This window comes from Nostoc sp. C117, from assembly GCF_043099735.1.
Taxonomy (GTDB): Bacteria; Cyanobacteriota; Cyanobacteriia; order Cyanobacteriales; family Nostocaceae; genus Nostoc.
Genome location: NZ_CP170991.1, coordinates 5,160,066 through 5,184,500 on the forward strand (window position 1 = coordinate 5,160,066; position 24,435 = coordinate 5,184,500).

General features: G+C 42.5%; 14 protein-coding genes and 3 tRNA genes. 11 read left to right on the forward strand and 6 right to left on the reverse strand.

Translation table 11 applies throughout. The annotated features are described in order from the left end of the window. Nucleotides 1-203 precede the first annotated feature (203 nt). The 3 genes from ACFG4S_RS22255 to ACFG4S_RS22265 all read right to left on the reverse strand — a co-directional run bounded on the left by ACFG4S_RS22255 (nucleotide 204) and on the right by ACFG4S_RS22265 (nucleotide 3,454). Nucleotides 204-1,808 (reverse strand): 2-isopropylmalate synthase, encoded by a 1,605-nt coding sequence (locus ACFG4S_RS22255; protein ID WP_392531173.1) that lies wholly within the window; start codon nucleotides 1,806-1,808, stop codon nucleotides 204-206. Between the two features lie 95 nt (nucleotides 1,809-1,903). Then, nucleotides 1,904-2,425 (reverse strand): NYN domain-containing protein, encoded by a 522-nt coding sequence (locus ACFG4S_RS22260; protein ID WP_041565194.1) that lies wholly within the window; start codon nucleotides 2,423-2,425, stop codon nucleotides 1,904-1,906. An 879-nt stretch (nucleotides 2,426-3,304) separates the two neighbouring features. Next, the gene (locus ACFG4S_RS22265; RefSeq protein ID WP_392531174.1) at nucleotides 3,305-3,454 is read right to left on the reverse strand and encodes a hypothetical protein; all 150 of its coding nucleotides are present in this window, start codon (nucleotides 3,452-3,454) and stop codon (nucleotides 3,305-3,307) included. A gap of 84 nt (nucleotides 3,455-3,538) precedes the next feature. Between ACFG4S_RS22265 and ACFG4S_RS22270 the strand changes: the two genes are divergently transcribed. Continuing rightward, nucleotides 3,539-5,917: a CHASE2 domain-containing protein gene (locus ACFG4S_RS22270; RefSeq protein ID WP_392531175.1), complete on the forward strand. Its 2,379-nt coding sequence runs from the start codon at nucleotides 3,539-3,541 to the stop codon at nucleotides 5,915-5,917. A 436-nt stretch (nucleotides 5,918-6,353) separates the two neighbouring features. Here ACFG4S_RS22270 and gorA read toward each other — a convergent pair whose 3' ends face one another. Beyond that, a complete protein-coding gene (gorA, locus tag ACFG4S_RS22275; protein WP_392531176.1) occupies nucleotides 6,354-7,700 on the reverse strand; it encodes a glutathione-disulfide reductase in 1,347 nt (448 codons plus the stop codon). A 703-nt stretch (nucleotides 7,701-8,403) separates the two neighbouring features. Here gorA and ACFG4S_RS22280 point away from each other — a divergent pair. The 3 genes from ACFG4S_RS22280 (at nucleotide 8,404) to ACFG4S_RS22290 (ending at nucleotide 14,142) form a co-directional block, all read left to right on the forward strand. After that, complete coding sequence (locus tag ACFG4S_RS22280) at nucleotides 8,404-10,389, forward strand: sensor histidine kinase (RefSeq protein WP_392531177.1); 1,986 nt, start codon at nucleotides 8,404-8,406, stop codon at nucleotides 10,387-10,389. Between the two features lie 13 nt (nucleotides 10,390-10,402). Continuing rightward, the gene (locus tag ACFG4S_RS22285; RefSeq protein ID WP_392531178.1) at nucleotides 10,403-13,390 is read left to right on the forward strand and encodes a PAS domain S-box protein; all 2,988 of its coding nucleotides are present in this window, start codon (nucleotides 10,403-10,405) and stop codon (nucleotides 13,388-13,390) included. 374 nt (nucleotides 13,391-13,764) lie between these two features. Then, nucleotides 13,765-14,142, forward strand: coding sequence for a response regulator transcription factor (locus tag ACFG4S_RS22290; RefSeq protein WP_392531179.1), 378 nt, complete (start codon nucleotides 13,765-13,767; stop codon nucleotides 14,140-14,142). A gap of 124 nt (nucleotides 14,143-14,266) precedes the next feature. Here ACFG4S_RS22290 and ACFG4S_RS22295 read toward each other — a convergent pair whose 3' ends face one another. Then, the gene (locus ACFG4S_RS22295; protein ID WP_392531180.1) at nucleotides 14,267-17,197 is read right to left on the reverse strand and encodes a GAF domain-containing protein; all 2,931 of its coding nucleotides are present in this window, start codon (nucleotides 17,195-17,197) and stop codon (nucleotides 14,267-14,269) included. A 322-nt stretch (nucleotides 17,198-17,519) separates the two neighbouring features. Here ACFG4S_RS22295 and ACFG4S_RS22300 point away from each other — a divergent pair, with 322 nt between their 5' ends. Further along, nucleotides 17,520-18,662, forward strand: coding sequence for a quinone-dependent dihydroorotate dehydrogenase (locus ACFG4S_RS22300; protein WP_392531181.1), 1,143 nt, complete (start codon nucleotides 17,520-17,522; stop codon nucleotides 18,660-18,662). Between the two features lie 25 nt (nucleotides 18,663-18,687). Here the strand turns inward: ACFG4S_RS22300 and ACFG4S_RS22305 are convergent, their stop codons facing one another. After that, entirely contained in the window at nucleotides 18,688-19,431 is a 744-nt protein-coding gene (locus tag ACFG4S_RS22305; RefSeq protein WP_392531182.1) for a hypothetical protein, read from the reverse strand. Nucleotides 19,432-20,171: 740 nt separating this feature from the next. Between ACFG4S_RS22305 and ACFG4S_RS22310 the strand changes: the two genes are divergently transcribed. The 6 genes from ACFG4S_RS22310 to ACFG4S_RS22335 all read left to right on the forward strand — a co-directional run bounded on the left by ACFG4S_RS22310 (nucleotide 20,172) and on the right by ACFG4S_RS22335 (nucleotide 24,424). Further along, nucleotides 20,172-20,301 (forward strand) — tRNA-OTHER (locus tag ACFG4S_RS22310). Nucleotides 20,302-20,337: 36 nt separating this feature from the next. Further along, nucleotides 20,338-20,462: transfer RNA gene (locus tag ACFG4S_RS22315), tRNA-OTHER, on the forward strand. A gap of 208 nt (nucleotides 20,463-20,670) precedes the next feature. Next, nucleotides 20,671-20,797: transfer RNA gene (locus ACFG4S_RS22320), tRNA-OTHER, on the forward strand. A gap of 37 nt (nucleotides 20,798-20,834) precedes the next feature. Then, a complete protein-coding gene (locus ACFG4S_RS22325) occupies nucleotides 20,835-22,436 on the forward strand; it encodes a TROVE domain-containing protein (RefSeq protein WP_392531183.1) in 1,602 nt (533 codons plus the stop codon). 736 nt (nucleotides 22,437-23,172) lie between these two features. Beyond that, nucleotides 23,173-23,328, forward strand: coding sequence for a DUF2256 domain-containing protein (locus ACFG4S_RS22330; protein ID WP_392531184.1), 156 nt, complete (start codon nucleotides 23,173-23,175; stop codon nucleotides 23,326-23,328). A 142-nt stretch (nucleotides 23,329-23,470) separates the two neighbouring features. Next, nucleotides 23,471-24,424, forward strand: a complete 954-nt coding sequence (locus ACFG4S_RS22335; protein ID WP_392531185.1) for an isoaspartyl peptidase/L-asparaginase — start codon at nucleotides 23,471-23,473, stop codon at nucleotides 24,422-24,424. The last annotated feature ends 11 nt before the right edge of the window (nucleotides 24,425-24,435 follow it).

The following is a 24,435-nucleotide window of genomic DNA, read 5'->3' on the forward strand; positions in this document are numbered from 1 at the left end:
CCCAACCCCTTCTCCCCAAGGGAGAAGAGGGGAGCTAGAATTTCAAAGTCCCTCTCCCATATCTGGGAGAGGGATTTAGGGTGAGGGCGAAAACTACGGTTCTCAACTTAGATGAGGTTTAAATATACAAATAAATAAGGTAGCACAGATTTACTACCTTATTTATGCTTGCCAATTAACTGCAAATCAAAACAGAAGTGTTTTTAGACTTTCTGTGCAGATATTTCTTCGGGCTTTTCTTTAGTTTGCAATGCTGCATACAACCTATTCAAGGCATTTACATAAGCTTGCGCTGATGCGACGATAATATCTGTGTTCGCTGCGTGACCAGAAAACACTCTAGATTCATAACGTAAGCGAATTGTCACTTCGCCAATGGCATCAATACCTGCTGTGACTGATTGCACAGAAAACTCAATTAACTGGTTCGGCACATTTACCACTCGGTTGATTGCTTTGTAAACTGCATCCACTGGGCCAGTACCGATCGCTGCATCAGTCAATTCTTCACCTTCTGGGGTGCGGAGAGTAACTGTAGCAGTGGGTTTGGCGTTGCTACCACAGGAAACTTGCACCAACTCTACCCGGAACAAATCGGGTGCTTGTTGGATTTCATCGTTGACGATCGCTTCTAAATCGCGATCGGAGATTTCTTTCTTTTTATCTGCTACTTCTTTGAACCGAACGAATGCTTTATTTAATTCGCTATCTGACAGTTCAAAACCCAATTCTTTCAAACGAGTGCGAAAAGCATTTCTCCCTGAATGTTTGCCCAAAACTATTTGATTGTCTGTCAAGCCAATCAATTGGGCATCCATAATTTCGTAGGTGAGTTTATTTTTTAACACCCCATCTTGGTGAATCCCAGACTCATGAGCAAAGGCATTCGCCCCGACAATCGCTTTATTTGGTTGCACTAGCATTCCTGTCAAATTAGAAACTAGACGTGAGGTTCGATAAATCTCACGAGTGTCGATATTTGTCAGGGATTCTTGAGATTCTTCTGGTCTTCCCATGTACGGGTTAAAATATTGTCGTCGCACATGCAACGCCATGACTAATTCTTCTAATGAAGCATTGCCAGCGCGTTCGCCAATGCCATTAATGGTACATTCTAGTTGGCGTGCGCCATTTTTCACGGCTTCTAAAAAGTTAGCAACTGCCAAGCCTAAATCATTATGACCGTGTACCGAAATAATTGCTTGGTCGATGTTGGGGACATTTTCTTTAATGCCTTTAATCATTGCCCCAAATTCGCTCGGCGTCATGTAACCCACAGTATCGGGAATATTAACTGTTGTTGCACCAGCGGCGATGGTCGCTTCTAACACTTGGTAAAGAAATTCTGGATCGGAACGAGCCGCATCCATTGGCGAAAATTCGACATCTGCCATGAAGGATTTAGCATATGCTACCATTTCTTCGGCGATCGCTAATACTTCCGATCGTGACTTCCGCAACTGATATTCTAAATGTATATCCGAAGTGGAAATAAATGTGTGAATTCTGCCTTTGGCTGCTGGTTTTAATGCTTCGGCGGCGGCTTCAATATCTGCTTTAATTGCTCTTGCCAAACTGCAAATTACCGGGCCATTTTCTGTGCCGACAATTTGGGCAATCTTGCTAACTGCTTCAAAATCTCCAGGACTAGCAATGGCGAACCCTGCTTCAATGATATCCACACCGAGACGCGCTAGTTGCTTAGCAATAACTAACTTTTCATCTATGTTAAGAGTTGCTCCCGGACACTGCTCTCCATCTCGCAGTGTCGTATCAAAAATTAGGATTTTATCCGTTTTGGTTGTCATTTGCAATTTGTTGTTTAGTTTTTACTTTTGGCTCAAAATATCTTCAAACTTAGTTTTACTTTTACTTTGACCTTTGTAAATAATTGTTAAAGATACTAACCTTCAGTTTTTTCTATTTGATCTCTGATATCATTTAAATCTATATATCTATCCGTCGCATTCCTTAGTTCTCTAGCGATCATTCCTTCTGTTGATACTACCGTAATATGTGTATTTTTTGAGCGTAATAGTTCAATTGCTCTTTCAAAATCGCCATCCCCACTAAATAATACTACTCGATCGTATTGGTCTACAGTATTAAACATATCTACAACAATTTCAATATCCAAATTTGCTTTTTGGGAATAACGACCGGAAGTATCATCATAATATTCTTTGAGAATTTTCGTTCTGACTGTATATCCCAGACTAATTAGAGCATCTCTAAAACCTCGTTGATCTTGTGGGTCTTTTAAGCCAGTGTACCAGAATGCATTGATTAATGTTGTTTCAGACTGTTCATGTTTGAAGTATTCTAAGACTCGTCGCGGGTCAAAAAACCACCCATTTTTTTGTTGAGCATAGAACATATTGTTTCCATCTACAAAAATAGACAGACGATTCATTGGAGAACCCATACAAATTTACACCTAATAATATAAATGAATTTAGATGGAACAATAGATTATAGCAATTTTCAAATGCCTTGTTTGCTAATATCTATAAAGTAGCTCTTCATCTATAGCCTTTATGCTACCTCTTTCAAGGCATAAAAACGGCTGCAACATTGGAGTTGAGATAGAGGGTGCTAAACCTTATTCACCTCCGACACTGCAAGAGCCGCCCTACGATCAAAATCTACCAATAAAATTGACCCATTAACAGCATTCATAGTTGTATAACCCTAAAGTTTACTCCTAAAGAGGTATAGCATAGCCTTAGGCTAGGATATAAGTTAATGTCTATCTGTTGGTAAAGCTTTCAGTATCAGGATAGAGTTTCTGGGGAATACCAATAATTGCCCCAGAGAGCGAAGACGGACTTAAGACAGCTTCTGGTAAAGCATCCAGTCAAGAGCATACCTGTTGCTTAGGTTGGGATAAAATCTCGTAATAAACAATTGCAGAGCCAGAGTATATTAGCTCCCATCTGTGGGACAATCACTAGTTGTAACTCACTCAAGAGAAAAAGAATAATTATCAGAATTCAGAATCCAGAATGAAGAATTACAGCAGTTTTCTTTTGTGTTAGGTACAGAGTTATGGGTTTTGAGGCAGGGGGCAAAAGGCAGGTGGTCACTGAATCTCGACTTCATTCTATTTCCGCATAGTCGAAGTGAGGGAGAAGGTAAAAAGTGTTTATGTCTGATTTTAATTCCTATATTTTGTACCTCAGTTACTTGAAAACTGCTTTAATAAGGCTTTGATACCGAAGAAAAGACAACTCATCCAAATAAAGCAGTTATAGAAGGAGTAATTTTCTAACCATTCTTAACGACAGTTGCTACCCAAGTCGGGTTACCCACCTAACGCACTGCCTTCTCCTAGCTCGTAAATTCTGATGAATAATTTAGGCAATACCTCACTAGGAATCTGTTCGGGGCTAGCTTTGCCAAAGGAAGTTTTTTGATGAATAGAAGATACTTTACAAATGTATAAAATTAGCATTTTAAGTCTTATTTTAATGTGCTGGCACTAAGAGGCAATCTGAATAAATAAAAATGTTGGACTTAAATCAATCAGTAACACGATATGGCAGAAGAATCTACATCTACCTTAACCAAAAACTCTGTTTCTGCTGCCAATCGATTGTCAACTAAACCGACAAAAGTCACGTCTACAGCAGCAGCACGCCAATCTAGGTGGATGGTTCGTTTAGGTCATCTACTGGCCGGGAGTTGGGCAATGGGGGCAGCATTGCTGAGTGCTTCTGGTTGTGACTTGGTTCAACTGATGGAAAATCAAGCAGTTTCTCAGTTTTTTCAATTGCGTGGAGCGATCGCACCTCCAGCAGACATTGTAATTTTAGCAATAGACGATCAGTCAATATCAGTCCCCGAACAGTACTATAAAACAGATCCGAAACAGTATGCCTACCTAGAAACACTTAAATCTTTTCCTTATAAACGTGCTGCATACGCCCAGATCATCAAAAAGTTAGTTGAAGCAGGTGCCCGTTCTGTAGCTATAGATCTGGTTTTTGACACGCCGAGTAGCTATGGAGTTGGTGACGATGGCCAACTCCAGTCAGCATTGCAAAAATATGGCAGCAAAGTTACCTTAGCAGCTCTCTATGAAAATTTTGAGACGCACCAAGGGGCGTTTATGCAACTGACAGAGCCAGAACACATCTTTCATACAGGATCGGTGTCTATTGGCTCAGTTAATTTCCCTGTAGAGGTTGATGGTAAAGTTCATCGATTGGCGAATGAGTTTCCTAAATTATTAAGTGAAGAGAATTTCTTTACTAATAAGTTACCTTCCTTTGATGAAGCAGTGCTGAGGGCATCACAAGTAAATTATCCCCAACCAAAAGGCGATCGCATTTATTTTTGGGGACCTCCCGGGACATTTGAGCAAATACCCTTTTGGCACGTACTCGACCCAGAAAACTGGAACACTTATTTGCAGCAGGGAAAAGTTTTTAAAGACAAGATAGTTTTAATTGGCTCAACAGATAAATTAAACAAAGATTATTATCCGGTAGCTGCTAGTAATAGTCCTGAACTCATGTCTGGTGTGGAAATTCATGCCAATGCCATCGCCACTTTAATGACAGGTAAAGCGATCGCCCAAGAATTTGCCATCCGACCATTGCGTGGTTTATTTGTGCTGATTTTAGTTGGCAGTACAGCCTTGATTGTCAGCAGAAGTAAGCGTAATCTCAATCGATTTCTATATAGTCTTGCTTTCTCTAGTATTTGGGTAGGAATTAGCTATGGGTTATTTGTCTATGCTCAATTAATTTTGCCGACTACTGTACCAACGATGGCGATCGCCTTTTGCGGACTGAGCTACCTGGGAACCTCAGTCATCAGAGAAAGCATCAGGAAACGCCAATTAGTCGATATATTTCAGAAATATAAAAGTTCTGCTGTTGTCCAAGAAATTATTAGCCAACAAGACGATCTACAAGACCTAATTCAGCAGCGAGATTTAGCCTTATCAGGTAAAGTATTGGCTCGACGCTACAAAATTATCAAAGTTCTCGGTGCAGGTGGATTCAGCGAAACCTACATTGCAGAAGATACCCAACGTCCCGGTAACCCGCGATGCGTTGTTAAGCAACTAAAGCCAAACAACACTAAATTAGAAGGATTGCAACTTGCCAGACGTTTATTTAACTCAGAGGCACAAACACTAGAAAAATTGGGAAATCATCCTCAAATTCCTCAACTTCTAGCCTATTTTGAAGAAGATGAAGAATTTTATTTAGTTCAAGAACAGATAATAGGTCATCCTCTGAGTCAGGAACTGCCACCAGGTAGAGTGATTGAAGAAAGTGCAGCGATTAAAATTGTCAAAGACTTATTGCAAACATTAACATTTGTCCATGAAAACAATGTGATTCATCGGGATATTAAACCGAGCAATATTATCCGGCGACACTCAGACGGAAAACTAGTGCTGATTGACTTTGGAGCAGTCAAAGAAGTTACTGCTAAACAGCCAGAGCCTCAAGAGCAAACCGCCTTCACCATTGGCATTGGCACTCAAGGTTACGCACCAACCGAGCAATGTATTGGGCGTCCACAATACAGTAGTGATATCTATGCAGTGGGTATGGTTGGAATTAAAGCCCTGACTGGCATAACACCGCGTGAGTTAAATAGAGATGCAGACGGACAGATCGAATGGAGCGATGCCTACGGCGGTAAACTACGCTCCCACGTCAGCCACTCCCTAGCTCAGATTCTCAGTAAAATGGTGCAAGATGACTTTAAACAACGATATCAGTCGGCATCGGATGCTCTTGAAGCTTTTAATGATTTAGTAAATTCCCAAAACACATACCCAATTTCAGAAAATGATTCATCAATCAATACTTTAGAAGAATTAAAACTTCCGCAAATTGTTACCCAGGAGCATCCTCAGAAAGTAGTTGACAAGGACGCCGGGAGTGGGGAATGAGGAGATCCGGGGAAATGGAACATAAGGGACTTCCAACTAAAAAAATATCCCATCGCTTTGGCAAGCAGGGGAGCATACTTCGACTCCCTTCTCTAGGAGAGGCTGCGCCAACGACTACGCTACCTCGGCTACTTCGGCTTTGCGGTAGTTGAATCTCGACTTCTCCTAACGGAGACGCTACGCGAACGCTCGATTTTTGCGTAGTCGAAACTCAGTCCAAGTCCGCTCGGCACAAGTCAAGGCAAGTCGCTCAGTAACCGGGGGCGCAGGGGAAGTATGGGAGGAAAAATCTAACGATCGTCTTTGCTGCAAAATCGAATAATTTAATTTCTGGAAGTCCCTAAAATAAATATTTGATAATTTGCCTACGTGAGAGCGTCTTGCACCTCCGTATCTTCTTCACTCTCCGCGTCCTTACCTCTTTAACTATTTTAATTTAATTTAACGACAGAAATTCTTCTCCTACCGTGGGATGAATGCCTATTGTTTCATCAAGCTCCTGCTTAGTAATACCCTTGCGAATTGCAACACCCAGAATTTGAATGATATCTGCTGCATTTTCACCCACCATATGGGCACCTAAAACTTCCTCAGAATCACCATTTACCACTAACTTGATCGCCGCTTGCTTGTCCTGTTTGCTTAGCTGATGCAATAGTGGTTGGAATTGGGTGTGGTAGCATTTTACAGATTCGCCAAATTTCTCCCGTGCCTTTGCCTCGGTCATCCCTACACTAGCTACTTCTGGACGGCAAAAAACAGCAGAGGGCACATAATCATAATTGAGTTTTTGTGGCTTGTTGCCAAAAATTGTATTGGCAAAGGCAATACCTTCTGCCTGAGCCACTGGAGACAATTGTAGGCGGCTGGTACAATCACCTACAGCAAAGATATTTTCTTGGTTGGTGCGGCTGTATTCATCTACCTTGATTGCACCATGTTCGCCAAGTTCAACACCGGCATTTTCCAAGCCCAGAGTTTTAGTATTTGGGGTGTAACCTGTGGCAACTAGGATGGTATCTGCTGCAACAATTTCTCGGCTCTCACTAGTAATACTCAGCAACAAACACTCTTCTGAGTATTTGATTTTTTTAACGGTGGTGTTAGTCAATAACTTAATTCCTCGCTTGCTCAAAGCCTGTTGCACCGCAGAGCGAATGTCATTATCAAACCCCGATAAAATCATTTCCTCTTTTTCAATTAGCGTCACCTGACAGCCAAAAGCGTGCATCATACTGGAAAATTCTACGCCTATATAGCCCCCGCCAATAATTGCTAAACGTTTCGGCAGATAGGGTAATTGAAACATCGCGCGAGATGTAATGGCATATTCTATACCTGGAATGTTGGGTTTAATGGTTTGTCCGCCTACAGCAATTAAAATTTTGTCTGCTGTAACTTTACGTCCACCGATATTGATAGTATGAGCATCGATGAAAGTAGCGTGTTCAGATATTATTTCAATTCCAGCTTTCTGCAATTGCTGAAAATAGGATTGGTTAATGGTGTCAATATATTGGTATACAGATTTAATAAATAATGTCCAGTCAAAGTAAGTTTGACACTCACTCCACCCATAACTGCGCGCGATTTTATTTTGCAGGGCGAAGTCAGCAGCGTAGACAATGAGTTTTTTGGGAACACAGCCGCGATTTACACAGGTTCCACCGATACCTTCTTTGTCAGCAATAGCGACACGGATACCATAGCTAGCTGCTTGTTTAGCTGCTGCCAATCCCCCAGGTCCAGCACCAATGACAAACAAATCGTAATCAAATGTCATAAAAATCTGTTCCTTTTTAACTTTTTGGAAAGCAGAGCTATTTCATCCCTGATAGTTATTCAGACAAAACTCGATCTACTGTCTTTGGGTGGACAAATTTGTATGAAAACATGCTGATAAGTAGCAGATTAGCGCTCAAGTAGCAATTACATACAAAAATAACAGCGATCGCCCAATTATTGCTAAGTTAAATTACATTTTGTTAGGGAACAGACAAAATACTTATACTACAACTGGTAAATATTTGCTATAGCTTCGGGCAGAGCGTAACCCATCGCTGAGTTTGGATGAGTATGCGATCGCCAAATAGCAAGCGAGTTACACCCATGAAGGGCATCTTTAGTTCTGTGTTATGCCAGCAATCTTTCTGGGAAAACTAGTCTTATTAGCAAATTATTATATTCCTAAATTTTTATGGGAATTCCTAAAACGTCTGCTTTGGGAAACTTTGTAGTAGGAGTAGCACTTAAAGAGGGAACTCTTAACGGGAAACTCTTGACAGGGTGTAATGGAAAAGGGAATTTAGACCCGAAGCAAAACTTGCTACTAGATAGTTGTAGGGGTTTCTGGCTCCCAACGCGAACAAGAAATAGAAAAAACTATTCCCCTAACCCTAGTCCCTGTTCCCTTTTTTTTGATGAAATTAATTACTCAGTTGTTTTGATTGCCAAAAATGTGCAAGCGACTTTAGATGAGGTGTTTCATGTCGGCAGTTAGCCTGAGAAAGATTCTGAACAAACAAGAGTTGCCATCTCTCCTTCAGGACTTAATATGCCAACTCAACATCGCCATTGATGTTGAACTGCTAGACGGCACGAAACTAATTAGTATTGGGGAGCAAACATCAGAAAACCGATATCCAATAGAGGCTTCAGGAGAAATCGTTGGTTGGGTTGTTGGAGAAGAACAGACAATTTTAGTCGCAAGTTTACTCTCGTTTTTGGCGAAACAGGAGGCTGAGAAGAAAATACTTGCCAAAGAATTGCTAGAAAGATACCAGGAAATTGATTTATTTGAAGATATCTCGACTCAACTAACGACAAGTTTGGATCGGCGACAGATTGCTCAACTTGTGCTTCAGGAAATGAGTCAATTGGTTGAATCGTCTGCGGGGATGATTTTGTTGCTAAGTCCCGATGCAACTGAGTTTGAAATCATTGCCGAATTTGGAGTGTTTTTTGAGCAAAATCAGCCAGAACCAGGTAAGGGAATTATTGGCGACATTGTGCAATCAGGTCGAGCAGAACTCGTGAATGACGTGCAAGCTGATTGTAGATTGTGGGGACAGAAAAAGATTAATGCTTTGATTTGTGTACCACTCAGAGCCAAGGAGCGGGTACTAGGAGCGATCGCCATTGGCACAGAAAAAACTGACTTCTACAAGGCTGAACACCTGAAACTTGTGAGTCTGTTTGCCTCTCAAACCGCGATCGCCATCGAAAAAGCTCTGCTGTACGAGGAAAGCACTCAAGCTGCCATCCAGGCAAAAGCCCAAACACAAAAGCTTCAACAAGCTCTCCAAGACTTGCAACTAGCCCAAACTCAGTTAATTCAAAGCGAAAAAATGTCTTCTTTGGGGCAACTGATTGCTGGAGTTGCCCACGAAATTAACAATCCGGTGAACTTTATTTGCGGCAATTTGAGATACGTTGCAGAGTACGCCCAAGACTTATTACACCTGCTGCAAGACTATCAGAAATTCTTACCTGTAGCTCCCCCAGACTTGCAATCAGAGCTAGACAATATCGATTTGGAATTTATCATGGAGGATCTCCCCAAGATGCTCGATTCGATGAAACTGGGGAGCGATCGCATTGTGGAAATCGTGCAATCCCTAAAAAATTTCTCTCGCCATGACGAAACCCAAATCAAAGCTGTCAACATCCACGATGGTATCGACGGGACACTGATGATTCTTCGCCATCGGCTGAAAGCCTCTGCTCACCGTCCAGCTATTGAAATCGTTAAAGACTATGCCAAACTTCCTCCAATTGAATGCTACCCAGGACAGTTAAATCAGGTATTTATGAACATCTTGGCAAATGCCATTGATGCGCTAGAGGAGTCATTAGTCATTAGTCATTGCTCATTGGCATCAAACGAATCACAAATGACAGTCCCTGTCATTACTATTCGCACTCAAATTCTAGATCGAGAGTGGGTTGTAATTCGCATTGCTGACAACGGCCCTGGTATGAATGAAAAGGTTATCCAACGTATTTACGATCCCTTCTTCACTACCAAAGAAATCGGCAAGGGAACTGGTTTAGGTATGGCAATCAGCCACCAAATTATTGTGGATAGACACGGGGGAATTCTCAAGTGTCGTTCTGAATTGGGTGAAGGTACAGAATTCTGGATTCAGATCCCAGTGAATTATTCAGTGGTAGACACTACCGAAGCGGACAGTTATGCAATTTCCCTACCATCAACTCCGACAACGGAATCATCTGCTACTGCCGATGCAGAGGGCTTTATTAGATCAACAATACCAACACTCAAACCAGTAGATCTGCTGATTCGCCATACTCAACTGATCCAGCGACTTTCGGAGCAGAGTCCAGACCTTGGCACAGCATCAGCCGATCAAATTTACCACATCTTTCAACGCCACCCAATTTCTTTAAAGCTTTACGCCACCTTGTTGTCCTGGTTCTCTTGTCCTAACCCCACTGAAATAAACCACTGAGGAAACCTCAATCATGTCTTGCCAACTTGATGAATACTATCGTCAGCTATTTGTACAATGTCCAGTTGGTCTGGTACTTTGCCAAATGGATGGAACGCTGATTGATATCAACCCTGCTTATGCTGAGATTTTGGGGCGCACCGTCCCGGAAACCCTGAATCTTAACTACTGGGAGATGACAGCAGAAAAGTATGCCGTCAAGCCAGCTATGCTAGAGAGTTTAGAACAGACTGGCCGTTATGAAGCTTGTGAAAAAGATTACATCCACAAAGATGGCTATCTGGTTCCAGTCAGGCTTTCTGGAGTCATAATTGAGAAGAATGGCGATCGCCTAATTTACTCAACTGTAGAAGAAATTAGCGACCTCAAGCGCGTCCAAAAGGAACGCCAAGAAGCCGAAAAAATCTTGAAACAGAGTGAAGCTCGGTATCGCTCTCTGATAACAGCTAACACCCAAATAGTTTGGGTAAGCACACCAGAAGGAATTTGCTTTGAACTGGCAAGCTGGATCGCTTATACAGGTCAAAGTCTGGCGGAAGCTGAGAATGGGGGCTGGATTAATGCCGTTCATCCCGACGATCGCGATCCGACTGCTGAAGTTTGGGGTGCGGCTGTGGCGAACCGCAGTATGTATCAAATTGAATACCGAATTCGTGGCAAAGATGGCACTTATCGCTACTTTTGGGTCTGGGGTGCCCCCGTTATCGAAGAAAACGGGAACGTTCGGGAGTGGATTGGCACATGTACTGATATTCACGATCGCAAGCTGGCAGAAGCGGAAAATCAACGCCTGATGGATATGTTAAATCATTCCAGCGATGCGATCATCGTCCGCGACATGACCGACAAAATCTTGTACTGGAATCAAGGTGCAGAGAGACTCTACGGCTGGACGCGTGAGGAAGTAAAAGGCGAATACATTCACACATTTCTCAAAAAAATCTTTCCCAAACCAAAACAAGAAATTATCGCAGAATTATTACAGCAAGGTAATTGGGAAGGAGAAGTACAACACCTCACCCGCAATGGTAAAGCGATCGCGGTTCAGAGCAGATGGACTCTGCAACGCAACATCGACCGTCAGTCTTGTGCTGTTCTGGAAATCAATACTGATATTAGTGCCCGCAAAGAAGCAGAAATCGCTCTGCGGCAACTGAATCAAGAACTCGAAGCGAGAGTGTTAGAGAGGACGGCAGCCTTAGAAAATACCCTAGCAGAAGCCCAGGGTTTAAATGCCATTTTGGACAACTTCGCTGACGGTTTGTTAGTGGCAGATACCACCGGACAAATCACTCACTTCAATCCTGCCTTTTTAACCATGTATGGATTGACAGCCAACATTGTCAAAGGTTGTTATCGGGAACTACCGATACTCGGTTTAGCAGATTTAATTGACCGAAGTCAATCCCATCCCAGTGAAGTGTTTGCTGCCGAAGTTCCCTTAGGGAAGGAACGCATTGGTCAAGCAGTGGCGACTGCCATTTTCAAAAAGGCGATAGCCAACGAACCAGCTGCTTGCTTTGGTTCGGCGCTGCTAATTCGAGATGTGACTGCGGAAAAGGAAATCGACAAAATGAAGACCGACTTTATCTCCACGGTTTCCCACGAATTGCGGACACCACTAACTTCTGTTCTTGGTTTTGCATCCATTATTAAAGAAAAACTGGAAACCGATGTCTTCCCAATACTTTCTACCGAAGACCGCAAGCTTCAGAAAACAATTAGCCGCGTAGCTGGCAATCTTAGCATTATTGTCTCGGAAGCAGAACGCCTGACATCTTTAATTAACGATGTCTTAGACATTGCCAAGATGGAAGCAGGTAAAGTGGAGTGGCAAATGCAGCCCATCGATCCAACTGAGTTACTGGATTGGGCAACTACTTCTACAGCAGCATTGTTTGAAAACAATGGCTTACAGCTAATAAGCGACATTGAACCGGGATTACCTCAAGTAGTAGGCGATCGCAATCGTCTACTCCAAGTCTTGATCAACTTGATTTCCAATGCAATTAAGTTTACCGAATTCGGTTCTATAACTTGCCGTATCAAACAACAGAATGACGCTATTTGCATTAGCATTATCGATACAGGTGTTGGCATTATGCTTGAAGACCAGCCTAAAGTTTTCGAGAAATTTCGCCAAGTTGGCGACACCCTCACCGACAAGCCCAAAGGCACAGGCTTAGGGCTGCCCATCTGCAAACAAATCGTTGAACATCACGGCGGTAGAATCTGGGTAGAAAGTCAGCCAGGTAAAGGTAGTACATTTTCGTTCATCATTCCGATTTACACCAGCAATCATAAAACCAGCGCCAAGCTAAATCTAGATGCCCTGGTGAAACAACTTAAAGAACATGTCATCACCACAAACACTGTTTTGAACGAAAACCGGAAAACTATTTTGGTGGTAGATGATGATGCCAACATTCGGGAACTGTTGCGTCAACAACTGGAAAACGAGGGTTACAATGTTCGGGAAGCAAAAGACGGGGTAGATGCAATTCATCAAATCAAAACAGCCCGTCCCGATCTGATTCTTTTGGATGTGATGATGCCTCAAATCAACGGCTTCGATGTTGCAGCTGTCCTAAAAAACGATCCTCAGACAGCAGATATTCCCATCATCATTTTGTCAATTATTGAAAACAAAGAACGGGGATATCATATTGGCATCGATCGCTATCTTACCAAGCCCATCAACACAGAAAAACTCCTGGGTGAAATTGGCTCGCTACTTTCTCAAGGGACTTCCAGTAAGAAGGTATTGGTAGTTGATAAAAATGCTTCAACCTTAAAAATCATCTCAGATGTGCTACAAACTCAGGGATACAATGTGATTGAAGCTTCCAATCCCCAAGAATGCATTCATAAAGCTTTATTAGCCAAACCTGACATGATCATTCTTGATTCTATCTTCTCTCAAGAAGCCGATTTGGTGAAAACCCTACGCTTTGAGAAAGAGTTGGAAAATGTATTCTTCATTATGTTGTCCGATCGCTAATATGGGAATTAGGGAATGGGGCAAATCAATTCAAAATTCAAAATTCAAAATTAAATAACTCCTAACTCAGCACTGTTTTGCCCAATCCCCAATACTTCTCTACGAGAGGCTGCGCCAACGGCTACGCGGTAGTTCAGCGTAGTCCAAACTCAGTACAAGTCCCATTATCCCCAATACTGCTCGGGTAAAGCATTTTTAACTCGGCATTGGGTTTGGGGAAAAGGTTAAAGGTTTTTTCTTTGCCCTTTCCCCCGCCCCTTATCCCCTTCTTAGGACCCCACCTTCCCCATTTCTCCAAAACCCGACAAGTATTGCCATTATCCCTTATCCCCAGAGGGGACCCCACCTTCCCCAATCCCCCAATTTCCAATCCCATGACCCAAAAAATTCTAATTGTTGACGATGAACCTAATATCTTGATTTTGATGGAACAAGCCCTAGAAGATTTAGAAGATGAGGGCGTTGAACTTTTAACTGCAAGAAATGGCGAAGAAGCTCTTGAAATTATTAAAACTGCAAAGCCAAACCTGGTTTTTCTTGATGTGATGATGCCTAAAATGAATGGTCTAAAAGTCTGCCAGATTGTGAAACACGAACTGCAAATGACTGACATTTACATCATCATTTTGACAGCCAAGGGACAGGAATTTGATAAGCAAAAAGGAATTGAGGTTGGTGCAGATTTATATCTAACTAAACCATTTCGTCCGAAAGAAGTACTTGAGAAATCAATAGAAATATTGAGAATTTGAGTAATTCTTGATAAAAAAGCAGTTTTAAGCATTTGATTAAAAATTTCGATAGCAGCCATAAATAATTTTTGGGAAAATATTTATGACAAATAACAACTCTTAGAACTTAGAATATATTACTGTCTTAAGAATCATTACTAGCTAACGGTAAAAGCAAACGGCTGACTACTCTATTATCCGGTAATTGATAGAAATTCAACTGTCCTCCTAATTCCTGTATCAGCTTTTGACAAATTAGCAAATGTAAACCTGGTGGTTGGTCGAGGTTGGAAGAAGCAAGGATATCTTTGGGTTTATTTTCATGTAACTCTGTTAGTAACAGTGGTTCCATTGCGCCGTTGTGTGTAATCGATAGTTCTACTGATGTCTGGTGACCATCTCCTAGTTTTGCAGAAGAATCTTGGCTAAGCTGCGATAGATTTCTCTTTGTATCTGTGGGTTTTTGCTCAGTTAAACGCCGACACCAAATGTCAATTCTGCCGCCGCTTGCAGAACGGTTACAGGCATTAATTAACAATTCATGGATCACTAATTCAATTTTCATGATGTCACCTGCGATCGCCATTACAGATTGAGCGCTGGGTAATGGACAACTTTTTGGTGAATCTCCATCCTCAATTGGTTGTCCTAAACCATGCACACCAATCCACAGCTTTTGTTGTTTGACTAAATTTTCGATGCGTTCGAGCGATCGCTTTAATAAACTAGTTATGGGCATAGTTTCCCAACTTATATGTAGCTGCCATTGCTCTAGTTTTAGCAATCCACTCATGGAGTTGGCTGTATGGTCTAATTGCCGCAGCAATAGCTGATAGCGCATTTGAGTCAGTTCATTTGCTGGAATACCCAAATCATGTATTTGACTCAAAGACACCGCAGTTATTCTTTGAATTTCCTCTAGACGACGATGTTTATACCAGTTAAGCTGTCGTAATTCCTCGGTTGTAGACTCTAAAAGTCGGTTAATTTTCTTTTGACGACGCCACCAGGCTAATTGAGAAATTAGAATTGCTGTGCTATTGAGACTTTGTTCTGACCAAGGACGCTCTTGAGTGTCTGCTAACAAAACTACGCCTGTGGGTTTATGATCAGTATTAGTACGTAATGCCATCACTAAAATTTGACCCTTATCGGGCGTATTTAACCATTTCCGCGTTTCCGGGATTAGATGATCCACTTTCAGGGTCAAGTAACTTTCTGTATTTAGTGCCCACTGAATTAGTGCCTCGGTCTCAATGGAAATCGATGCATCTTCAAAAATCCCAAATTGGCTACTAGTAGTTACTCCAGGTATAATTTCTGCCGAACTATCACCAGGCGACCAGGACAATAATACCGCTAGAGGACAACCGAGAATTGCTGCTATTTTTTCCAGTGCAGTGCGTTCTAGGTGTTTTTTTTCTGCTTCGATTTTGTTGTTCTCGGGTTGTGCCAGAATCCATAGACATTGCTCAAATATCTGGGAAATTTTTTGTTGGTGCTGGGTGCGGGTGTGTAACTGCCACTGACGAACAATGACACCAATTTGTTGACTAACAGCCCATAATAATTCTTTTTCTAGAGTTGTCCAAGAACGATGGGTTTCGTGAGCAATGACCAAAAGTGCTGGTGGTATTTGACCGTGAAGGCATTTACCAATAAGTAGCGATCGCATCCCATTCTCTAATAACAAGGGACGCCAATTGAAAAAGCGTAAATCTTCATCTAAGTTCTCAATTTCCACCGCTTGAGTTGAATTTTGTAAAAGTTGCCCATCTAATTCTTTGAGAGTATCGAGGGCAAATTTCAACGGACGGCGATTATGGGGCTGACTTTGATAAATAAATTGATAATTATTCTGCTGAGGGTCATACTGCAACAACAAAAAGCGGGTAGCGGTGAATCGAGCTAAAACTTTCTTCGCAAAAATTTCTAAAGTTTCCTGAAGTTCATATTCGCTATAAATACCTTGGGCAATCTGGCTAGTCAGTTGGGCATCTTCTTGAATCTGTTTGATACTACTTTCGGTGGTTTCGTTGGGAGCAACTAGAGAAATTAAGCCGGCAGCACCTTGAACAAAATTTTTGTCTGTATCTGTCCAGATGCGAGGTTCATTACTTTCCACCGCCAGAAAACCGAGCAAGTTTTTTTGCCAGATAATCGGAGCGGCTAAGAGCGATCGCACTTTCAGCCGTTGCAACAGTTTTGCCGTAAAATGACTCTTTAAGGAACTGCGGGCATCACCAATAGAAACAATTTGGTTTACTGTCAAAGCATAATAAAAATCGCTCAACTCCTGCACTGTCATTCCCGCTGGTTGCTGAGTGCTAAAATTGCGATCGCTTTTCAGCAGCTGATTGCTCATCCGACACCAAAAATAGCGCCCTTCTCGGTCAAACCAGTAGACATTTGTTCGGTTAGGAGAGACAAATTTATGGGTTGCTTGTATTGCCGCTTCTAGTCTTTGATTCAAATTACCGAGGCTGCGTAAATTTTCTAGCAATTCTAATAATGGCTCGTCGATTCGCCTGGTTTGCTTTTGCTGCAAATGCATCTCATGTTGATAAAGCACCGCACCTAGTTCGCCTAAAACCATCAACAAACTTGCTTTTGCTTCCCCTGTCAGTAAGTAGCCCCAGCGTTCTGAACCTAGTAACACTAAACCTAAACAGCGGTCTTTATACCGAATTGGTACGATAATCGCTCCTTGGATGTTTAATTTTTGGGCAATTTTTCGCCATTCAGCGGCGCGGATTTCACCTCGCAAATCAGCGACCCCCAAGGGATGCTGTTCAATTACCACTTGCTCTAATAAATCCCCAGGGCTCAGAACCAGCCTTTGGTGTAAAAAGCTGGTGTCTTTGTCAGGTGTGATTCCACCTTTGCCAAATAATATGTGATTTAGGCGATCGTAAAGAGCAATCCAAATCAGTTTGTAGTCAAACTGTTCTTGGAGATAAGAAATAATAATTTCAATCAGAACATCAACATCATCTTCTTCCCTGAGGCTCTGAAGGACGCGCCCCAATGAAAGGATCTGCTGTTCAGCGGCTATAGGTTTTTGCGGCTGCCCCATCTGATTTATTGTTTTACATAACTTGTAATATATAAGATGCCCAGAAAAGCACTATGAATAATATCACCACAAGTATTAACCTATTTAACAGTAGTCACCAAACAGTTATTAACAGTTCAGTAGTGCTGAGTGCTGAGTACAAGCCCATAGTTAAAACTAGGGGATTGAAACAAGGACGTATTTTTTCTTGCACTACATATCTCGAAAAAAATAAAATATTTTTTTCATAGGGATTACCAAGAAATAAATTATCCAATCTTGCCATTGGTGGAAACGTAGGTGGGTTGAGCATAAGCTTTAACTAACAAATTGATAAAAGGTAATGGATATTTATAAATTTGTAATTAGTCCACTGTTGTTCAATTTGGTAAAAACAGACCCGGAGTGGTTACACCAGCAGACAATTCGCAGTTTTCACTGGCTATCACAAACAAGTACTAATCCCTCTACTGGTTGGGTAAATCGCCGCCTAGAAAAATCGTTGTGCTTGTACGATTCACGCCTAGAACAAAATTTGTTTGGGCTAAAGTTCCCAAATCCTGTAGGGTTGGCAGCTGGGTTCGACAAGGATGGCGTTGCTGCTAACATTTGGCCTAGCCTCGGTTTTGGCTTTGCGGAATTGGGAACTGTAACTTTTCATCCACAGCCAGGTAATCCCCGTCCTCGTTTGTTTCGGTTGCCATTGGATAAAGCTGCTCTCAACCGGATGGGCTTTAATAATAATGGTGCTGCGGTAATGGCGGCAAGATTGGCACAAGAAAAGCAGGAGTTAATTCGATTAATACCCATAGGGATAAATTTGGGTAAATCTAAGGTAACTTCCCTAGAAGCAGCCGCACAGGATTATCTTGATAGCTTTCGCCTACTCAAGGATTTGGGAGATTATTTTGTTGTTAATGTCTCCTCGCCCAATACGCCAGGGTTACGATCGCTCCAAGATGCTGCCATGCTCAGTACCATCTTAGATTTCTTACAACAAGAAAACATTCCACGAAAACCAATTTTTGTCAAGATAGCCCCTGATTTAGAATGGGAAGCGATCGCTGACATTATTGCTTTAGCTAAAACCTACCAATTGGCGGGAATTATCGCCACTAACACCACGATCGGCCGTGATGGACTCAAAACCGAAATAATTGAGCAAACTGGCAAATCACCTCAGGATGAAGCTGGCGGAATTAGCGGTGAACCATTACGCGATCGCTCCACTGAGGTAATTCGTTTTATTTGCCAGCAAACTCAGGGAAAAATCCCAATAATTGGCGTTGGCGGCATCTTTTCTGCTGAAGATGCTTGGGAAAAAATTACTGCTGGCGCTAGCTTGATTCAGGTTTATACAGGCTGGATTTACGAAGGGCCACTGATGGTAAGCCGAATTCTTACAGGTTTGCTATCCCAGTTAGAACAAAACGGATTAAATTCCATCAGCGAAGCTGTGGGTTTAGAAGTAAAAAGTAAAAAGTAAAAAGTAAAGTTTTTTCTTTTGCCTTTTAAGTTTTGCCTTGTTCTTCTTCCTCCAGTGGGAAAAATTCCTTCGTTTTTTCGGAGTATGACCAGGCGATACCATCAGGGTCTCTGCTGCGACTCCACTCAGGAAATTCTGGGTCATTTCGCCGTTTATAAACCGTGCTGGAATAGACATTTAGCCGTTTGGCAAGTTCAGATTGAATGAGCGAGCCAAAAACTAATTGTTTTTCTAGCGATCGCGTCACCTCGTTATGGGTTGGTTGTGGAAGTAATTCAGTTTCTAGTTCTTCCTCCTGTGGGGTTGCTGGGGGTGGTGGAGCTAAAAGCGATCGCGCAGCTTTAGTAACTGGTTGAGCCGGAAATTCTTTAACAGGGTCACTACTGTCAAGAATATTGCCGAGAATGCTGGCAGTTATGAAGTAATAAGACTGACCTTCGTCTTCAGAATTTAGAATACTAGCACCAAATTCTGAGGCTTTACTATCTAAGTAGCGTTTTGCCGTGGTTCCAGGAAAATTGCCCCTGATTGCCAAATCCATTGGTGTCAGTCTGCCCTGATTTTCCCGAACCAATTGATGAAAAATTGGGTTAACTCGCACAGTCCACTGTTGCCATTGATATTCCTGCCAAAGCTTGAAGGCAATTACCAGTACGATTAGTGCTAGTAAAATTCTCCAGGTGGCAACCAGGAAAATAATCAAAAACGAGAGGGGCAAAAGTAGAAGGAGAAAAGCCTTACCGTCACCTTCTATGGGTTTCTCACTCATGCCGATTTTTGCCAAGTGAATTTTTAAAAATAATATTATTATCTTGGCAAAAATTTGGACATTTTTTTGTATCGTTTGGCAAAGTTATGGCAAAATTGCCGGCAAAACCTTTTTTTGGTAGGTGTTATAGGCTTATTACCTTTCTCTTTTAAGGGACTGACAAATAAAAAAATATCCCACTGCTCACATTCAACAGTCAACAGTCAGCAACTTTAAGCGGTTGTTTTTATTTCTTGGAGTTCTCTAAAATATTGGTCTGCGATCGCACAGAAGTTTTTCCCAGAGAAAATTAAGAGGGTTTTGACGAGAGCGATCGGAACCTAATTGTCATTCATTCCAGAATGATTCTCTTGTAGTAAGGGCTTGAGCCCTCCTTTTATGCAACTTAAATGCCGATTGGCTTAATACAGAGAAGAAAATATCCCCCCAAAATTCTCAGCCGCAGTTCTTTATACTGCTCATACTTTTCTTTCCAAAGCAATAATTCTAAATTAGCTTGCCAGACACTTGACAACAGATAATACATGTACTACATTAATAATACAAGTCAACTTTCACTAGGAAGTTAGCTTTCATCGGTAGCGGATAGCTCAAATGGCAGAGCGCCCACCTTGCCCGCAATGGCCGACATATCGAGGGTTATCGTATGTAACTTAAACACCCTCGATCAAACTTCTGGAGGTGTAGGTAAAAATCCTACTTTGCTACAGCAAATTGAGTGCTGAAATTTGAATTTTCATGTGGTGGGTAGCTCAGTGGATAGAGCGCCTAAATGTCCTTATTCACCCCTTGCCTGAAAAGGCCGACGAATTGAGGGTTATCGCCTGCCAAGCGGGAGGTCGCGGGTTCGATTCCCGCTCCACTACACCAAATCTAGTGCTGAATTTTGAAATTTGAATTTTCATGTGGTGGGTAGCTCAGAGGTAGAGCGCTAAACATCCTTGTTCACCCCTTGCCTGTAAAGGCCGACGAATTAGGGTTATCGATTAGGGTTCGAGAGGTCGCAGGTTCAAATCCTGCTCCGCCACCCAAAACTTAATTTTGAATTGTCATATGGCAGATAGCTCAATCTGGTAGAGCAATGAACGAGTTAATTCCCATAGTCCTTAGTTTACAAACTTGTCTGCAAAGGCCGACGAATCGAGGGTTATTGTTAATTCATCGGTTGCAGTTATCCTAGGGGAAGCAAGCTACAAATCCTGTTCCACCAGAGTAAATTTTGTGTTTTTTATTTTCATGTGGCAGGTAGCTCAGTTTGGTAGAGCGCCGAAAAACATCCTTGTTTACCCCTTGCCTGAAAAGGCCGACGAATGAGGGTTATCGCATTTTAAGCCGGATGTCGCAAGTTCAAATCTTGCCCTGCCACCTTTCATTTTTGCCTGCAAGGGCCGGGAGATGAAGCGATGAATTACAATTTTTTCACTAAAAAGAAAACAACTACACCCCAAAATCAACCGATCCCCGGACGAGAAGCAGAAATGGTTCAGGGACGTTCCGGCGGTTGGATGTTTAATGCTGGTATTTGGAAAATGCTGCGCCGTTGTCTTTTGGTAGGTACAGCAAAAAGCACTTACTATGCTGGCAAACAGGAATTAACTGAGGATTTTGTGGCAGTTGTCAGACAAGGCGTTGCCGAAAATCCCGGACGTGTGGCAGAAGAAATTCTCTATGCTAGCGATGGACGCGCCATCAATAACAGTTCGCCTATCTTGGCTTTGGTGCTGCTCTCGATGGGTGAAGCACCAGAAGCAAAACGAGCTTTTGGTGAAATTTTCCCGCAAGTTGTCCGCACAGGTAGCCACTTCTACGAATGGCTGAACTACACCAAATCTCTGCGGGGATTTGGCAAAGTAGTACGGGAAGTAGGTAAAACTTGGCTCTCACGGGAAGATGTTAAAGGTTTAGCTTATCAATTGTTGAAATATCAACAGCGTCAAGGTTTTTCCCACCGAGATGCATTACGGTTGTTCCATGTCAGACCGCCTACAGAAAATCACCGTCAACTATTTGAGTGGGTAGTTAAAGGTTGGGAAGAATTGCCAGCAGACATCCCCTCAGAGGCATTGGCGCAGATTTGGTGGTATGAGTGGCTCAAGCGGAATCCTACCCAAACCCATGAAGCTATTTCCCAAGGTCGCCTAACTCATGAAATGGCTGCACCTGTGGGCAAAATGGATAAGCTTGCTTGGCAACTGCTATTTCAGGAAATGCCAATAGGTGCAATGCTGCGTAACTTGGGTTCTTTAACTGAACTCGGTGTGTTGCAATCTGACGAAAGCGCCAATTTGCTGCGAGTGGAAGCAGTTCTCAACAACAAAGAACATCTGCGTAAAGGTCGCATCCATCCGATTGATGTTTTGAAAGCACTCAAAACTTATAAATCTGGTGGAACATTAGGACGCAGTAAGAAAACTTGGAACACAGTTCCTCGGATTGTAGACATTTTAGAAAAGGCGGTTGAACTGTCTTTTGATGTTGTGCAACCCACAGGTAAAGTGTTCATGCACGCCGTGGACATTTCTGGCTCTATGGGTAGCATGGTTGCAGATATGGGGCTGACTTGTTGTGAAATTGCCACCACAATGGCACTAGTAACAGCAAAAGCAGAGAAAAACTATATGATTCGGGGCTTTGCTACGGAATTTCGGGAATTGAATATCACCGCTAAAGATAGTTTTTCTTCTGCGGTTCGTAAAGCTAGCAACCAAAACTTCGGCGGAACAGATGCATCTGTGGCTTACCACTGGATGATCAAAAACAAGTTCAAGGCGGATGTTGTTTGCTTTTGGACTGACTCGGAAAGCTGGGCTGGGTATAAGCATCCAAGTCAAGCGCTAAAGGAATACCGCAAAAAGGTGAATCCCAACGTCAAGGCGGTGTATGTCACCTTGACACCTTACCAAATTACCTTAGTAGATCCTGAAGATTCCCTGTCTTGGGATTTGGCAGGGTTTGATCCAGCTACGCCTCGCATTATCCAAATGCTGGCTACTGATGAGTTATAGGCATTGCTGAAGGGTAAAGAATAGACTTCTTGCAGAAGTCGGAAAAAGGGGAAGGTGGGGTCCCAAGAAGGGGATAAGGGGCGGGGGGAAAGGTTTTGGTTTTGTATTTTCCCCCGCCCCTTATCCCCGCAGGGGACCCCACCTTCCCCTTTAACCTTTTCCCTTTTCCCACCTCTTGCAAAAAGCACTTTTGCAAGAGGTCTAATGAAAAACTTTATCCTTCATTATTTCATGGCGGGTTACCCTTGTTCGCAACTTGCCTTTCGAGGACGGAGAATTTAGGGTTATCGGTTACATCTCCACCATTTTGGGGATTAGCGGGTTCAATCCCCGCACCCGCCTTTATTTTTTAATTTCTGCAAGCCGCACAGTCGTGACTTAATATTTGCCTACGGTATTACATCACAATACACTTGGGTTAAGGGCTATTGGCAAAAATTTTGGGTTTTCGAGACGCGATAAGTTGCCGTCTCTACAACTGTTTTGATCTTATCTGAACTGTATTGTGTTATGTCATGTCCGGTTGAAGACTTATCATTAAGACTGACACAGGGATGTAGAGATTTTTTTTGATAAGTGATTAAGCAGATATGATATTACACAAGCATAAAATCAATCTATGAGGGGATTGACAAAACATTTGTTAACCAAAAGTATCCCCGTCCTCGTAGGAAACTGGTTATAATTATTTTCCATCTCTATCACGAATCAAATTCTCATCTACAAAAGTATTCATATGGGACGTGTTCGTTCTAAATTTGACTTACCTACAAAAATCTGTCCGGTATGTCAACGTCCTTTCACATGGCGCAAAAAGTGGCAAGATTGCTGGGACGATGTGAAATACTGTTCAGAACGTTGTCGTCGACGCCGTTCTGAGGCGGAAACTTAAAGGAGTGGAGAATGGGGAGACAAGGGGACAAGGGGACAAACAAAACTCCTACTTCTAACTCTTAACTCAGCACTCCTAACGCCCAATTCCCAATCTCTAGTGAAATCAACTGCAATACAGACGCAAATAGGGCAAATTATAAATGAAGTCACAGGTGCAACCTAAATTAATTATTCACGGCGGGGCTGGTAGTTCTCTCCACAGTAAAGGAGGATTGGAAGCAGTGCGTCGATCGCTCCATATAGTAGTAGAACAAGTCTATTCTTTGCTATTATCCGGAGCAACTGCAACTGAAGCAGTTGTACATGGTTGCCAAATGTTGGAAGATAACCCCCGCTTTAATGCTGGTACTGGTTCAGTACTACAATCTGATGGGCAAATCCGCATGAGTGCTTCGTTGATGGATGGCGCATTGCGGCGATTTAGTGGTGTAATTAATATCTCGCGGGTGAAAAATCCGATTGAATTGGCACAATTCTTACAAAACTCCCCAGATCGAGTGCTGTCGGATTTCGGATCGGCTGAGTTGGCGCGGGAAATGCAAATTCCTAGCTATAACGCTTTAACTGATTTGCGGTTGCAAGAGTGGATACAAGAACGCCAGGATAATTTTAAAAGCACGATGGCTAATGTGGTAGCAGAACCGGAACTGTTAGAAACTAGTAATGCCGGACGCGGTACCATCGGTGTGGTAGCTTTAGATGCTAATGGTAAATTAGCTGCTGGCACTTCTACTGGTGGTAAGGGCTTTGAACGGATTGGGCGGGTAAGTGATTCTGCTATGCCAGCCGGTAATTATGCTACTAATAATGCTGGAGTAAGTTGTACTGGTATTGGAGAAGATATAATAGATGAGTGTTTAGCACCAAGGATTGTGGTGCGCGTGACTGATGGTATGTCCCTAAAGGATGCCATAGAGCGATCTTTTGGAGAAGCACACCAAAACAAGCGGGATTTGGGAGCGATCGCCTTAGATACTAGTGGGGCGATCGCTTGGGGTAAAACCTGCGAAGTCTTACTCGCCGCCTACCACGACGGCGAAAAAATTGGTGACACGTTGGAATGGAGTGGTAACGAACTGACAGGCTATTGCTAAATCAATTTCAG